This is a genomic window from Mageeibacillus indolicus UPII9-5 (assembly GCF_000025225.2).
Lineage (GTDB): Bacteria > Bacillota > Clostridia > Saccharofermentanales > Fastidiosipilaceae > Mageeibacillus > Mageeibacillus indolicus.
Map to the genome: position 1 here is coordinate 1590458 of NC_013895.2, position 14475 is coordinate 1604932.

The window sequence follows — 14475 nt, forward strand, 5'->3', positions numbered from 1 at the left end:
TTTGTTCTCTTTGCTTTCGCTTTATTTTACTGCCTGCTCGCTCGAGCCGACCGCCACAGGTTCAGATTTCAACTTGGTTATACCGATGCCGGTAGCCGCCCAGATCAGAGCGAAAACCATACCGCTGTAGTTCAAAATCGCATAGGGCAGGTAACTCAAGGTCGCAACACCTAACGTGCTAGCCATATAAGCACCGGCTGCCGTCCAAGGAATTAAACATTCCGTACAGGTTACTGAGTCTTCCAAAGTTCTGGACAAGACTTTCGGATGCAGACCGCGTTTTGCATAGGCACTTTTGAATGCTTCTCCCGGCATCAAAATCGAAACTTGGCCGTTACTCGTCACACCGGTAGTTACCAAACATGTAACGATGGTTGCGGCCACCAGTTGGAAAGTACCGCGAATTTTGGTCAGCAACTTGGCTACTAAGACGTCCAAAGCCCCGGTTACGGTCATCGTACCGGCAAAAGATATCGCACAAACAGCAATCAGCAACGTGTTCATCATCGCCATCATACCACCCCGATGCATCAGACGCACCAAGTCCGGAGCAACGGCAGCCTTGTCAAAGCCGAGCATAGAAACATTGAAACCATTTAAAGTTACATCGACAATATTTTTAAAGCTCGCACCTTGGAAAATCGCCGCATTAATCAAGGCAATCAGCGAAGCCAGCAACATCACCGGAATTGTCGGTTTACGCATTGTTGATCCAACCAAAACAACAATCAACGGGATGAGGAAAAAAACGTTCCAGCTGAACATTTTGTCCAATGTACCCATTAAAGTTTGTACGGTTTCCGGGACACTCACATTTCCACCTGCGCTTACATGTCCCAAGATTCCGTAAAAGACACAGGCGACGATTGCCGATGCGCCAGTAGTCCACAGCTGATTGTATACGTGCTGATACAAGTCGACACCACACACGGCCGAAGCCAAGTTGGTCGTATCCGAAAGCGGCGACAGCTTATCGCCGAAATACGCCCCCGAAACCACTGCGCCGGCAACCAAAGCAAGATTAGCATCCATGCCAATCGCAACGCCCATAAAAGCCACCCCGATAGTACCGGCTGAGCCCCACGAGGTTCCGGTCATCACCGAAACGATTGCCGACACGACAAAGGCGGTCAATGCCAAAAATTGCGGACTGATCAGTTTCAAGCCATAATAAATCAGCATCGGAATCGTACCGCCCAACATCCAAGCACCGATCATAAAACCGACAATAACCAAAATCAATAGCGCACCCCAAACTTTAGCGATCTTTTCCGCTATTGATTGCATTATTTCCGCGTAAGAATAGCCTAGGCCGATCGCAACTCCGCCGGAAACGACCGTGGCCAATACAATCAGCGGCTCCGCCGGCAACCCGAATCCCCCTATCCCGACTCCGAGAATAATCAGCATACTCAATATCGGTATGCTTGCCTGAAACACCGTCGGCACCTTCTTCTCTTTTGCTTTCATACTCTTACCTCCTCTATTACCTCACTGATTTTTTTGAGAGCAACTTTTAACAACGCATACGGTTGGGCAATATTTATTCTGAAGAAGCCGGCCCCCTCCGGCCCGAAACCCTTACCCATAGAACAGGCAACCTTAGCCTCATGAATAAATTTTTCCTTCAACGCTTCTTCAGAAATGTTAAGCTTTGTATAGTCGACCCACAGCAAAAATGTTCCTTCCCCCGGAACCACCCTGCACGGCCGCATATTATTGTTTATAAAATCGATCGCCAGACGACGATTCTCCAGAATCACCGTTTTAACCCGCGCCAGCCATTCTTCGCCTTTCCCGTAAGCCGCTTCAACAGCTGCATTGCAGAAAAAATTAGGATTGTGAAAGCCGGACTTGCGCAGGCAGTGGATAAATCTCTCACGCAAGGCCGTGTTTTTTATTACAACCGCAGCCGCTTCGATACCCGGAATATTGAATGTCTTAGCCGGCGACACTCCTATCATCATTTGATCATAAACAGGCAAAAATTTACCAAAACTTGTAAACTTACCTTCCCACACAAAGTCGGCATGAACTTCATCAGCAAAAATAAGCACATTATATTTTTTTGCTAAAGCAACTATTTTCTCTATCTCTTTTTCCTGCCAAACTCTCCCGGTAGGATTATGTGGAGAAACCACAATCATCAGCTTAACGCCGGAACGCAGCTTATTTTCCAAATCGGCAAAATCAATCTCATAACGGTTGTTTCGCAAAACCAGTGAGGTATGAATCAAATTACGGTCGTTTAGTTTAACAATGCTTTGAATCGGGTCATAAAGCGGCGTAAAAATCAGTACCTTATCATCTTGATTCGTAAAATTTTGTACAATCTGAGCCAAGGCGTTGATTATTCGCGGACAAAAAACAATTTCCTCGACTTCCGGCTGCCAAAAATAATGGTCCACAATCCATTTCCGCGTAAGTGACAGATAATCTTTGCTTACATTAGTGTAGCCATAAATTCCGTGATCGGCTTGCGCTGCTGTCGCTTTAACAATTTCCGGAGCTGTTTTGAAGTCCATGTCCGCCACAGTCAACGGAATAATATCAGGCTCGCCGGTATCTTGGATCAGTTCGTCCCATTTGGCGGAATTCGTATTCTTACGATCAACAATTTCAGTAAACATTGTAACTTCCTTTCCCTATGTTTCCCGATTATTAATTGCGTTCTGTCCCATACAAATGCTCGCTGCCAGTATCAGGAAATTCAAAAGCATAGACAGTTTTTTGATGAAATGGCTGAGCACCCGTGAATACGGGTTGTTTCAAATAACTACAATTGATGCTGTTCGGTATGTATTGCGGTTCGATGCAAAGCCCTTTATATGGCGTGCGTCTACCGTGACTGATTAAATTTTCAGCTGTGTAAAATTGAAAACCGGGGGCGTCGGAAAAAATATCTAGCTTAACCCGTGAGGTCAAAACACTTGCCAACAAGCGGAATCCCTTGCTCGCTACAAGCAGATTGTGGTCAAAACCTTCTTTTGTCAGACCGGTTTGGCGAGCCGCTGCCAGCATCGTGCTAATGGTTTTATATTCGCGGAAATCGAGTGCCGTGCCGGCCACACTACGTATTTCACCGGTAGGAATGCCATCAGCAGTGCGGGGAGTGTAGAAATCGGCCGCCAGCTTCAGTTGATAATCCAGCACCGTCGCCGCCGCATCAAGGTGGAAATAACTGTGATTCGTCATGTTTATCAGGGCAGGAGCGTCTGGCACGGCAAAATATTCCACTTCAATTTGCGAGTTATTCAAACTGAATACAGCTTCATATTCACACATAAACGGTATTTCTTGGAAATATTTGGCATGTATACGGTTTTCGATAACACTGCAGTGCCAATATTTTAAGTGAAGACCGTATTTCCCGCTGTGCAGATTATTGGCCCCATCATTTTTCTCCCAATTCCATTCAGTGCCGGCAATGGAAAACTTACCGTCCTTTATACGGTTAGCATTGGGACCGATTGTCGCACCTAGAAAATTGACTTCCTGTAAATATTCGGAATTTTCCGCGTAAGCTAAAACAGCATTTTGTTGAATCGGCTTCAAAAAAATTTCTTTTATGCGCAATCCATAGTCTAATACCGACAAAGCAATATAGTCATTTTGGATGGTATATTCTTGCATATCTGACTCAAGCCTCGCGTTAGTAAGTTTTTTAAACTAACTAAATAATATTTCTTTCTTGTTCATTTGTCAATATACGTGCAAGAAAATAACATTTTTTTATAGGTATTAAACAAAATCAGCATTCATTCGGAACATTACACTAAATACTCAGACGCATTTATATAATGCTGAGCAAAATCAGGGGATTTTCGGGAAATTCACAAAAGGGCCGGCGAATTCGCAAAAGGATTGGCCAATTTACATATAGGCCGGTAAATTTACATACGAATAGTGTACACACGGTTAATTAGCATACTTAACGAGACGGAGTACTTGCAGGCTGGGTAAATTGAGCAAAGGCGTGGATAAATTCCTGAATTGTCAGATAAACCGAACCGAGCATAACCGACTTGTGATTGAATGCGGACGGGCGAATGACCACATTTTGTTTGTAGGTCTTATACGTCATATCCTGCAATGTCTGGGTATAATTATTGATGTAATAAGCCAAATCGCTGTTGATCACTATAATTTCCGGGGCAATCGTTTTCATCAGGTGATTCATTAGCAAAGCCATATATTTTAAATTATAGCGAATAGCTTCAATGGCTTCCGGTTGCTTTTTTGCCCTGCGCTCGGCCAATTCTTTGATCGTGGTTATCGGTTTGGCGGCGAGAGAATTGTAGTATTCAAGCAGTGCTTCATCTGAACAATAACGTTCAAAACAGCCTCGATTGCCGCAATTGCACTTCTTGCCGTCCGGAATAATCACGACATGCCCTATTTCTCCGGCATAACCGTTTACTCCATGCAAAACTCGCCCCTTTAAAACAATTCCGGCACCCAACCCTCGGCCTATATTAACCGCCACCAAATTTTTTATGCGCTGAGCATAGGCTTCACACAACGCCGACGCATTCGATTCGTTAATAAAATAAACGGGTAGTCCCGGATAAAGTTTGCCGAGCTCGGCATGTAAATCACATTTATATATGTCATAGTTTGGTGTAAATCTTATATCTGTTTCATCAACAATACCGTGGATGGCTAAAGTCACGCCCAGCAAGCCGCCTGTATAAGCCGCCGCCATTTTAACCGCTTTTTGAATAATGACCGTGAGCTGTTCAAGTACGTTCGCAGACGAAACCGCCGTCCTAATTGTGCCTTCCGACACGACTTCTAAATTCAATGTGCACAGGATATATGATATCTCGTCCGGGGCCAAATCTATGCCCAGGCACAGGCCGTAACGGTAATTTATTTCCAGACAGATTGGTTTGCGCCCACCTTTGTTAGTGGAATCTCCAGTCCCGTTTTCTCGGATGATGCCGGTGTCTAAAAGCTTATTGGTATATTCCGAAACTGACGCCTTATTTAACTCCAATCTTTGGGATAAATCGGAGCGAGATAAATTAGGGTGTACGTATAGGGTGGAGAGTATGTTGACTTCATTATTGTTTCTTTCGGCCATGTCTGCCTCCTGACTATCCTCAATTATACCAATTCGCCGGTTTGTTAGCTATTGTTATACTCGCCATCGGCGAAGTTTTCTTATCCACTTCCGGCGAGCTGCTTAAATACTGCCTATATGCTGAAAACAGATTTGGATTATAATTGAAATAAAATACATTGCCCACGAACAACGCATGCCGCAAACAAAGCCGGTACTGCTACGGGCACAGCCGGTACTGCCATAGCTAGCACCCACGGTCATAACAGCACGGCCACAATCACCCCAGGAGGAAAGTTCAATGCTACAACCACATATAAAACTCGACAGTTTGCACGGGGCTAATTCAGCCATATTGCCGGGCGATCCCGGCCGCCTCGACCATATCAAAGAATACCTCAATGACGTGCAAGAACTAGCCTATAACCGCGAATTTCGCTCTCTCAGCGGTACTTATCACGGTGTCAAAGTAATCGCCTTATCAACCGGCATTGGCGGCTCATCTACCGCCATCGCCATCGAAGAATTATACGCTCTCGGCATCAAAAGACTTATCCGCATCGGCTCATGCGGAGCTCTGCAACCCGGCATCGCCATCGGCGATCTGATCATCGCCACCGGGGCGGTACGCGACGACGGCACGTCCAAAGCCTATATAGACCCAATTTTTCCAGCGGTAAGCGATTTTTCTCTGATACAGCATTGCCGAGACTACGCCATCGAACAAAACTGGGCGCACCACCTCGGGATTGTTCACAGCCACGAAAGCTTTTATATTGATGATAATGCCGCTCAAGAAAAAAAGTGGTCGAAAACCGGCGTTCTGGGCGCAGACATGGAAACCGCCGCTCTGCTGACAGTAAGCCGACTACGCCGCATAAAAGCCTGCTCCATTTTAAACAATGTTGTTGTCTATGGCCAAGATACGGCCGCTGCTATCAATGATTACGTCGATGCCGCCGCCATGTGCCTGCAGGGGGAAGGGCGGGAAATTCAGCTGGCGTTGGAAGCAATTAGGCGCGATACAGCCGGCATCAGCCAAGAATGAAATTAACTGTCCTTTCACTCAAATTGTATAGGCCTATATTTGTGTAGGCCTATATTTGTGTAAGTCGGTCAATAAAGCGCGATAACCTCTCGCACCTTAGCCACGAACCGCTCGCGCCGCACAGACGTGGCGACCAAACAATTTCGTTTGCTGAACTTAAAGTCGCTATAAAGGTCACAAACGGTCTTGCCCAAAGTCAATCGACCACAACATTCAACCCGCACCCCGGCTTGTTGCAAAGTAAACATCTCCGGATCAGCTAAATAAATAACCGGGCAAATATCGTGCAAAATCAAGCCCTTTGCGTACCCTTCGTTATAATATTTCCACGCCCGGCCAGTCGCTCCTTGCAAAAATGAAGTGATTGGATTGGCTTTTTCCGTCATGGTCGCGAACTCTTCCGGGGTGAAATAAGCCTCCGTTGTAGCGTCAAGCCCGAACATTTTTATCTGGATGCCGGATTTAAAAACAATCTCGGCCGCTTCGGGATCAGCATATATATTAAACTCAGCACTTGGGGTCACGTTGCCGCCGTTAACAGCTCCACCCATAATTAGCAATTCGCCGATATTTTCAGCGACATCAGGGTGTTTCAGCAGCAGCCGAGCAATATTGGTAAGTGGACCGACCGCCACCAGGCGCAGTTCTCGGCCGTATTTCTGTAAAGCTTGCCGCAAAGCCTCCCCGGCTTCTGTCGTCTGATGCGGTGCAGGACTGGGCGGCAAGGTCACATCGCCTAAGCCGTTTCTGCCGTGAAAGTCGTCGGCGGATTCCGCAAGTACTACCAAAGGCTCCGCCGCTCCTTTGTATACCGGGATATCCTCTCGACCGGCCAACGCTAAAACGTCACGTGAATTGCGGTAAGTGTTGGCTAGATTTGTATTTCCATTTACCGCCGAAACGCCGACAATCTCAATTTCCGGCAAACGGCAGGCAACCAGAAGTGCCGCCGCATCATCAACTCCGGTATCCGTATCGATCCAAACAGGTATTTTTTTCATGTCTGTAAACTTCCCTTTATTAGTTGCCGGCCGTCCATTTGTCGCCGGCCGTCCGTTTGTCGTCAGCCATACGTTAGTCGTCAGCCATACGTTAGTCGCCGGCTGTCCATTTGTCGCCGGCTGTCCGACTTCAGTTATACGTCCTTAATAATGCGCAAATCTCTCGGATAAAAGCCGGACGATCAAGTTTGACCAACACATCCACTGGGCTCAATGCCGCGCCATCGAGGACAGATTTTTCAATCCCGACCGCCTTTTTTCCGTTAAACAAATCTCGCCACCGCGCGACACAGGTTCCCCGGGTGTAGATTCCGGTACACTCAACCTCCACATAGGCCGGCCTTGCTTCAAACAACTCCGGGACGGTGAGACTGAGCAGAGCGCATGGATCATGCAAAAGCAAACCGGGCAGTCCGAGATTCTGATGATGCAAGATAAAAAATTTCAGCCACGCAGTTACCACTCTACTTACCGCATTGTCAATTTTCGCTATGACATCGATATCATCAGGGGTGATCACAGCCTGTTCAGTTACATCAAGCCCGGCCATGGTAATCGGGATACCAGAACGGAACACGATTGCCGCCGCTTCCGGATCTTCAAAAAAGTTGAATTCTGCCGCCGCCGTCCAATTACCATTTCTAATGCCGCCGCCCATGAGAGCGATTCGGCCGATTTTGGCTTTTAGCTCAGGATACAGCAACAAAAAAGTGGCGACATTAGTCAACGGACCGGTTGCCACAATGGTAATTTCGGTGTCAGCGGCGCGCAGGACAGCCGCCATCAGCTCCGGCGCACTGAGAGGAGAAATTTCCATTTTCGGCTCCGGCAACTCGATCCCGTCAAGGCCACTGTCGCCGTGAAAGTTTCCGGCCGTAACCGGGTCGGCGGTCAACGGATGCGCCGCGCCGGCCGCGATAGGCCCGTGAAAGCCGATTAAGGCGGCAATCTTTCTTGCATTCAGTGTAACTTTAGCTAAGCTTTGGTTACCGGCAACCGTGGTGATTGCTTTAATTTCCAGTTCAGGAATTGCTTTAGCCAACACCCAGGCAATCGCATCGTCATGACCCGGATCACCGTCTAAAATTATTGGTTTAGGTACGTTTTTTATTTTCATATCCACCTTGCCTATTTATCTGTAGCTTCTTTACCCGAAGCCACATTACCTTTGTCTTCAAGGGCATTGGCCGCCTGCTTACGTTTTGCTTTGCGAATAGATTTTACTGCGAATATTACCAGACCCAAAATAGTCACAATGTACGGGATCGGAGAAACGAGGTTAGAGTCCACGCCCACTGCCGAAAATTTAATGCCGACCGCTTGAGCAAAACCGAAGATAAGCGAAGCAAACATGCCGCCGACCGGCTCATTATTTCCCATAGCACAAGCCGCCAAGGCGATGAAGCCACGCCCGGCCACCATGTCGAGCGACCAACCAATCGCATAATACATCGACATAAATGCCCCACCCATGCCGGCCAAAGCACCGGCCAAAATAATCGCCACATAATGGATCCGCGTTATACTGATTCCCACCGAAGACGCAGCATTCGGATTTTCGCCCACCGAGCGAATGTTTAAGCCGAGCGGCGTTTTATAAAGCATGACCCAGACCAAAAAAACGAGGATGAAAGTAACATAGGTCAAAAGTGAATGCCCGGAGAAAATCTCGCCAAGATAAGGGATATCTTTCAGCAAAGGAATATTAATCGTCGGGATTTGCAAGCCCTGATTGATCATTCCGTTGGTGGAGGCATATTGTTGGCCTTCCGTCCAGCCGGTTATCACCTTAATCAAAAACAGCGTACCGCCTGAGCCGAGCATATTTATCGCCGTACCGGTTAAAATAATATCTGTTTTTAGATTGAACGCAAAAAAGCCCATCACCGCGCTCACCAGCATCCCGGCCACGATCGCCAAAATCAGGCCGACCAGCCAACTGCCAGAATAATAGGCTCCCAAGGAACCAGCCAGGGCCGCTATCATCATCGTTCCTTCCAAGCCGATGTTGGAGATGCCGGCCTTTTCACATATCAAAGCCGCCAAGGTAGCCAACAAAATCGGAGCGGTGATCCGCAAAACGGAGAAGAAAAGATCAGTAGTAAAAATCATTGACAACATGTCCCACATATTACTTCACCTCCACGTCTGATCGCCCGTCTGCCGCTTGTTTCGAGCCTAACCCAGCAAGTCCGGCAGCCGCTCGTTCCATCGCGGCCTGATCTTCTCTGGCTGTTTTAACGACCAAACGTTGACGATAACGCGCCAGGAACTTACGGGCGGCGAAGAACAAGAAAATGACGGCTTGAATTATATTGATCAACTGCGCCGGCACCGGTGAATGAGTCGTCATCAGTTGGCAGCCCTTGTCTAAATACGACATAAAGAAGGCCGCCAAGGGAACAAAAATCGGATTGTTATTGGCCAGAATCGCCACCGTTATTCCCGTCCAGCCGTGTCCGGTCAAGGCCATCCAGTCGTAAGCCTGATAACGGCCGAGCTGTTCTACCGCCCCGCCCATACCGGCCAAGACACCGCCAATAACCTGACAGATGATCACGGCCTTGGCAACATTAATGCCCGAATATTGGGAAAATTTTTGGTTGATGCCAATCATACGCACGCCGTAACCCCACTTGGTGCGGTACATGAACAGCCAAATCAATACCGCCATAAACAGACCAATAATAAAGCCGTAGGAAAGTTTGGAACCGTTATTGATCAGAGGCGCAAAAGTCGCTTGTGGTTGATAAGGCAAAGTCTGAACGCTGCCCCGTGTAGTATCGCATAAGTACGTATTCATCAAATATTTAATTACATACATTATGACGTAGTTGAGCATGAGTGAATTGACCATCTCACTGACGTTATATTTGGCTTTGAGAACCGCGGGAATCAACATCATCGCCGCCGTAACCACGCAAGCCCCGATGACCGCCACCACTGGCAAAACAATCGCCGGCAGCGGCGCGTAAACGGCGATAACGCCGGCCGTGAACGCGCCGAGCATAATGCCACCCTCCGCGCCCAAGTTAAATTGTTTGGCCGAAAACATAACGGTGGTCGCCAGCCCGGTAAACATGATCGGAACAGTTAGTGCCAAAACATCTGTCAAACCTTTGACACTGAAGCTGCCGTTACTGCGGAAAAGCGGCGATATCAACATATATCGCATAGTTTTAAATGTATCCACCAACCTCGCCACAAAACCGTTTTTGTCCGAGCAAAGAAATATCAATGCCATCGCTACCAAAAGGGCTATGCCTATCGCTAGAACGGCACGCACCAGAGTAAAGATTAAATTTCTGCGCTTATTCATAGCAAACTCCTGTGATTTCTTCGGCCGATTGTTGAGCCAATCCCAGCATATATTTGCCGATTTTCTCGTCATCAAGTTCTCGCGAATCCTTAAAATATCCCGTTATATGGCCACCATACATGACGATCAAGCTATCCGAAAGTTCCATAACTTCATTCAAATCTGCCGAAACCAAAAGTACCGCTACCCCACTGCGCGCCAACTCAACCAGCTTCTGACGGATAAATTCCGTTGCACCGACATCAATACCTCGGGTCGGCTGATCGGCAATGATCAGCTGCGGCGAATTGCTGAATTCCCTGGCCACCACCACTTTTTGAATGTTGCCGCCGGAAAGCATCCCCACATTTTGCTCCCTATTTTTGCACAAAACGCGGTATTCCTTAATCAGCTCATCCGTTTCTTCCTGCAAAGCACGCATTTTAAACAAAGGACCAGCGTTATATTTTTTATTATGCAAACGATCCGACAAAGTATTCGAAACAATGTTGGCCTCTGCCGCGATGCCGTAAAGCATGCGGTCCTCCGGGACTAAAGAAATATGCCGGTCGCGCAATTTTCGCTGATTCATGCCGATTATCTTCTCACCGTTAACCGTTATGGTCCCTGAGTCAGGCCGGTTCAGCCCAAAAAGCATGTCCACCAGCTCTTTTTGCCCATTTCCTTCCACTCCGGCAATACCCAAAATCTCGCCTTGGCGGACGGAAAACGAAATATTGTCGAGCATACGTTTGCCCCATTCATTTACATAATTCAAATCTCGGACCTGCAAAACAACTTTTTGCGGCTGAGCTTTTGTCTTAGTTACATTGAGCAAAACATCGCGGCCAACCATCAGGCGGGAAATTTCCGCCGGACTGACATCACAGGTATTGTAAACCCCCATACTGCGGCCACCCCGTAAAATGGTCAGTCGATCTGTTATTTCCATTATTTCCTGCAACTTGTGCGAGATAAAAATTAACGTATAGCCATGTTTTTTTAAAGCAAGCAGTTCCTTAAACAGTTCCGTCGTTTCCTGTTTAGTGAGAACCGCCGTCGGTTCGTCCAAAATCAAAATTTTGGCCCCGCGCACCAACGCTTTGAGTATTTCTACTTTCTGTTTCATTCCGACCGGAATATCGGCCACCTTTGCCATCGGATCCACCCGCAGGTTAAAACGCTCCGAATACTCCTCAGTTATTTTCACCGCTTTTTTTATATCGACAAATATCTGTGACTTACGCGGAACCATGCCGAGAACAATGTTTTCTGCCACGGTCAAACTTGGTACAAGCATAAAATGTTGATGCACCATGCCTATTCCGTGCCCGATAGCAGCATTAGGCGAAGGAAGGACAACTTTTTCACCGTTGAGCCAAATTTCACCCGATGTCGGTTGCTCCAAACCGAAAAGCATCTTCATCAAGGTGGATTTTCCGGCCCCGTTTTCGCCCATCAAAGCATGAATCTCGCCCCGACGGATATCCAAATTGACATCTTTATTGGCCATTACTCCGTTGGGATATACTTTGCATATATTTTTCATACTGACGACAATATCTTCCATCCTCAGCCTCCTGCCCACTGCAAATTAATATAAAAAGGAGGCATAAGCCTCCTTTTTACGCCGAATGAATTTACGGTTGTACGGAATTCCGCAGTTTTTTCAGTTCATCTTCGTTAGCTCCGCCTAAAACCGTCGGAACTTTTACCTTGCCCTTAATAACATCATCAATAGCTTCTTTAACCGCTTTTTTGGTTTCTTCCGAAGCATATTTGGCAAAGTTTTTATCGGTAACAATGCCGACGCCGTCCTTGTCCAAACCGAAGCTGACGAGCTGGCCCCAGTAAGTTTTGCCTTTATCCAGTTCATCAAAAATGTAAACCAGAGAATTACCGATATTTTTCAAGCCTGATGTAAGCGTTATGGCTGCCAAATCGGCCGGGAAGGTGGCTTCCTGATCTGAGTCAACACCGATGAACCAAGCGTTACCTTTTTCCAAAGCTGCGGCGGCAGCACCGTTACCGGCATTACCGGCCACGCCCCAGATGATATCGGCCTTGTTGTCGCTGATCATGGATAAGCCGTATTCTTTTGCCTTTGCTGTATCTACATAGTCATTGGTGTAACGGGTATCGATCTTAATATCTTTATCTACCTTCTGGGCTCCGATAATATATCCATACAGGAAGTCGTTGATTACCGGGCTGTCGATACCGCCGACAAAACCTATAACCTTCTCCGGGTTGATATTCTTGACCTTGGTGTCTTTGGTCATACACGCTGCAAAAACTCCAATGATGTAGCCGAGCTCATTTTGTTTGTACGTAAGATTGACAACATTTTTGCATTTGCCGGCATAGGTGTCATCATCGAAGGTAATGAATTTTTGTTCCGGATATTTTTCGGCAACTTCTTTCAAAAAATCGGGCATCTGATATGTGCCGCAAACGATTACATCGTATTCGTTCGATTCGGCAACTTCATAGAGAGTTGAAAGCCATTTCGGTTTGTCAGCGTCCGTTCCGCCCATTTCGATTGTTTTCAAGGTAATGCGGCCGGCTTTTTTGAGGGTTTCCAAACCAGCCTGAGCTGAGTCAAAAAAAGACTTGTCGCCAAGGTTGCCGTTGACTAGATAAGCGACATTGTATACTTTCTTTCCTTCCCTTTTTTCGCCGTCTTTTTGCGCCGCTTCCTTCTGTTCCGCTGGAGCACTGCCGTTCCCGGTTTCACCTGATTTAGCAGGGCTGTTGCCGCAACCGGCCAGCATCGCCAGCATCATCGCGCCGACACATAAAACAGATAACAGTTTTTTCATATTCTCCTCCCATCTTTGCTCATTGAGCAACTTCGACAAATTGTATGTATTTCAATTTGTAATCTCTTTCATGTGCCCGGAATCACTTTGTGCTGACGCCTGCCTCTTGTCCTGCGCTGCCGTTACACATTCCGCCTCTGCACCCTCTATCTCCCGTTCGGCGATAAATCTCTCCACCTCCGCCAATTCAGGAATAGAGCTTTGCGCCCCCGGCCGACTAACCGCCAAAGCTGCTGCCGCGGCTGCCAAACGCAGCGCCGCCTGCACGCCGGCCTGTCGGCTCATCGCCGCCAAGAAATAGCCGGTAAACGTGTCGCCTGCCGCCGTCGTATCCACCGCCGCAACCTGGTAAGCCGGCCGGAAGTAGGTCAGATCGTTCGGGGCGACGTCTTGATAAAATGCCCCCTGCGCCCCGCAAGTAAGCAAAATTTCACTCTGAGGGTAAATCGTCCGCAAAGCTGCCATCAGTTTCATCGGTTCGTCCGTTTGCTGATCCGCCAGCAACCGGGCCTCTGTTTCATTCAAAATAAACAGATTAACCGGGCGCAAATCAGCGTTCAACAATGCCGGATTGATCGGCGACGGATTAAGAATAAGTTTCAAACCCAAGGCACTTGCCCGTTCGACAGCATAAGCCAAATTGGATGTTTCGTTTTGCAACAGCACCCAATCTCCTGGCTGCAACGAAGCCAACCCAGCCTCAATCTGCTCAACGGTTACTTCTGCATTGCTGCCGGCACAAACAATAATGCAATTTTGGCCATGTGCGTCAACCTGAATTACCGCATGCCCATTCGCCGTGTCACTTTGACGCAAAAAACGGATATCTACCCCTGCTTGAGCAAGCGAGTCCCTTAGTATCCCGCCGTCAAATCCGATCGTACCCAAATGACTTACCGCCGCCCCCGCCCGCGCCAAAGCCAACGACTGATTAAGGCCTTTGCCGCCGCAATGAGTCTGATAATCAAGAGCGCTGATCGTCTCACCGGGGGCAACAAAATCACGCACAGCATATGTACGATCCAAATTCAATGAACCTATGTTTAAAATACGCAATTTGTCCTCCTTGCCAGCCCTCGGCGTTGCAAACGTTTTTCTGTAAATAGATATTAGCACAGTTGTCAATTTAGTCAATCTATTTATACTAACAGCATTTATTTTTGTTCATTACCGCTAAACAAAAGAGGGCGAGTTGCAAACCCGTCCTCTTTTTTGCAGTAAAATCTCGATCGACTAAACCA

13 protein-coding genes are annotated in these 14475 nt (G+C 47.4%); 2 read left to right on the forward strand and 11 right to left on the reverse strand.

The features are described 5' to 3' along the window. Positions 1-21 precede the first annotated feature (21 nt). From nhaC to HMPREF0868_RS06855, 4 genes are all read right to left on the reverse strand, one after another. Positions 22-1470, reverse strand: a complete 1449-nt coding sequence (gene nhaC / locus HMPREF0868_RS06840; protein ID WP_012994004.1) for a Na+/H+ antiporter NhaC — start codon at positions 1468-1470, stop codon at positions 22-24. Beyond that, entirely contained in the window at positions 1467-2630 is a 1164-nt protein-coding gene (locus tag HMPREF0868_RS06845) for a MalY/PatB family protein (RefSeq protein ID WP_012994005.1), read from the reverse strand. The genes nhaC and HMPREF0868_RS06845 overlap by 4 nt, the downstream gene beginning before the upstream one ends. A 31-nt stretch (positions 2631-2661) precedes the next feature. Further along, positions 2662-3633, reverse strand: coding sequence for an aldose epimerase family protein (locus HMPREF0868_RS06850; protein ID WP_012994006.1), 972 nt, complete (start codon positions 3631-3633; stop codon positions 2662-2664). A gap of 298 nt (positions 3634-3931) precedes the next feature. Beyond that, positions 3932-5086, reverse strand: a complete 1155-nt coding sequence (locus HMPREF0868_RS06855) for an ROK family transcriptional regulator (RefSeq protein WP_012994007.1) — start codon at positions 5084-5086, stop codon at positions 3932-3934. A 280-nt stretch (positions 5087-5366) separates the two neighbouring features. Between HMPREF0868_RS06855 and HMPREF0868_RS06860 the strand changes: the two genes are divergently transcribed. Beyond that, positions 5367-6113, forward strand: a complete 747-nt coding sequence (locus HMPREF0868_RS06860; protein ID WP_012994009.1) for a nucleoside phosphorylase — start codon at positions 5367-5369, stop codon at positions 6111-6113. Positions 6114-6181: 68 nt separating this feature from the next. Here the strand turns inward: HMPREF0868_RS06860 and HMPREF0868_RS06865 are convergent, their stop codons facing one another. Beyond that, complete coding sequence (locus tag HMPREF0868_RS06865) at positions 6182-7114, reverse strand: nucleoside hydrolase (protein ID WP_012994010.1); 933 nt, start codon at positions 7112-7114, stop codon at positions 6182-6184. On the opposite strand from HMPREF0868_RS06865, the gene HMPREF0868_RS08495 reads away from it, so the two are divergent. Next, entirely contained in the window at positions 7113-7262 is a 150-nt protein-coding gene (locus tag HMPREF0868_RS08495) for a hypothetical protein (RefSeq protein WP_157667974.1), read from the forward strand. The genes HMPREF0868_RS06865 and HMPREF0868_RS08495 overlap by 2 nt on opposite strands. On the opposite strand, the gene HMPREF0868_RS06870 is transcribed toward HMPREF0868_RS08495, so the two are convergent. The 6 genes from HMPREF0868_RS06870 to HMPREF0868_RS06895 form a co-directional block, all read right to left on the reverse strand. After that, positions 7245-8231, reverse strand: coding sequence for a nucleoside hydrolase (locus HMPREF0868_RS06870; RefSeq protein ID WP_012994011.1), 987 nt, complete (start codon positions 8229-8231; stop codon positions 7245-7247). The two genes, HMPREF0868_RS08495 and HMPREF0868_RS06870, sit on opposite strands and share 18 nt — an antisense overlap. Before the next feature lie 11 nt (positions 8232-8242). Then, entirely contained in the window at positions 8243-9244 is a 1002-nt protein-coding gene (locus tag HMPREF0868_RS06875; protein ID WP_012994012.1) for an ABC transporter permease, read from the reverse strand. A gap of 1 nt (position 9245) precedes the next feature. Continuing rightward, entirely contained in the window at positions 9246-10433 is a 1188-nt protein-coding gene (locus tag HMPREF0868_RS06880; RefSeq protein ID WP_012994013.1) for an ABC transporter permease, read from the reverse strand. Next, positions 10426-11982 carry an ABC transporter ATP-binding protein gene (locus HMPREF0868_RS06885; protein WP_012994014.1) on the reverse strand — a complete coding sequence of 519 codons (1557 nt, stop codon included), beginning with the start codon at positions 11980-11982 and terminating at the stop codon, positions 10426-10428. Before HMPREF0868_RS06885 ends, HMPREF0868_RS06880 begins: the two co-directional genes overlap by 8 nt. 70 nt (positions 11983-12052) lie before the next feature. After that, on the reverse strand, positions 12053-13234 hold the full coding sequence (locus tag HMPREF0868_RS06890; RefSeq protein ID WP_012994015.1) for a BMP family ABC transporter substrate-binding protein: 1182 nt from the start codon (positions 13232-13234) through the stop codon (positions 12053-12055). 51 nt (positions 13235-13285) lie between these two features. Continuing rightward, on the reverse strand, positions 13286-14290 hold the full coding sequence (locus HMPREF0868_RS06895) for a ribokinase (RefSeq protein WP_012994016.1): 1005 nt from the start codon (positions 14288-14290) through the stop codon (positions 13286-13288). Between the last annotated feature and the right edge of the window lie 185 nt (positions 14291-14475).

Excerpts from the sequence above, each read along its gene's own strand:
- HMPREF0868_RS06890 (WP_012994015.1), bottom strand. The coding sequence starts at position 13,234 with ATGAAAAAACTGTTATCTGTTTTATGTGTCGGCGCGATGATGCTGGCG.
- HMPREF0868_RS06845 (WP_012994005.1), bottom strand. The coding sequence starts at position 2,630 with ATGTTTACTGAAATTGTTGATCGTAAGAATACGAATTCCGCCAAATGG.
- HMPREF0868_RS06880 (WP_012994013.1), bottom strand. The coding sequence starts at position 10,433 with ATGAATAAGCGCAGAAATTTAATCTTTACTCTGGTGCGTGCCGTTCTA.
- HMPREF0868_RS06885 (WP_012994014.1), bottom strand. The coding sequence starts at position 11,982 with ATGGAAGATATTGTCGTCAGTATGAAAAATATATGCAAAGTATATCCC.
- nhaC (WP_012994004.1), bottom strand. The coding sequence starts at position 1,470 with ATGAAAGCAAAAGAGAAGAAGGTGCCGACGGTGTTTCAGGCAAGCATA.
- HMPREF0868_RS06860 (WP_012994009.1), top strand. The coding sequence starts at position 5,367 with ATGCTACAACCACATATAAAACTCGACAGTTTGCACGGGGCTAATTCA.
- HMPREF0868_RS06875 (WP_012994012.1), bottom strand. The coding sequence starts at position 9,244 with ATGTGGGACATGTTGTCAATGATTTTTACTACTGATCTTTTCTTCTCC.
- HMPREF0868_RS06855 (WP_012994007.1), bottom strand. The coding sequence starts at position 5,086 with ATGGCCGAAAGAAACAATAATGAAGTCAACATACTCTCCACCCTATAC.
- HMPREF0868_RS08495 (WP_157667974.1), top strand. The coding sequence starts at position 7,113 with ATGTCTGTAAACTTCCCTTTATTAGTTGCCGGCCGTCCATTTGTCGCC.
- HMPREF0868_RS06870 (WP_012994011.1), bottom strand. The coding sequence starts at position 8,231 with ATGAAAATAAAAAACGTACCTAAACCAATAATTTTAGACGGTGATCCG.
- HMPREF0868_RS06850 (WP_012994006.1), bottom strand. The coding sequence starts at position 3,633 with ATGCAAGAATATACCATCCAAAATGACTATATTGCTTTGTCGGTATTA.
- HMPREF0868_RS06865 (WP_012994010.1), bottom strand. The coding sequence starts at position 7,114 with ATGAAAAAAATACCTGTTTGGATCGATACGGATACCGGAGTTGATGAT.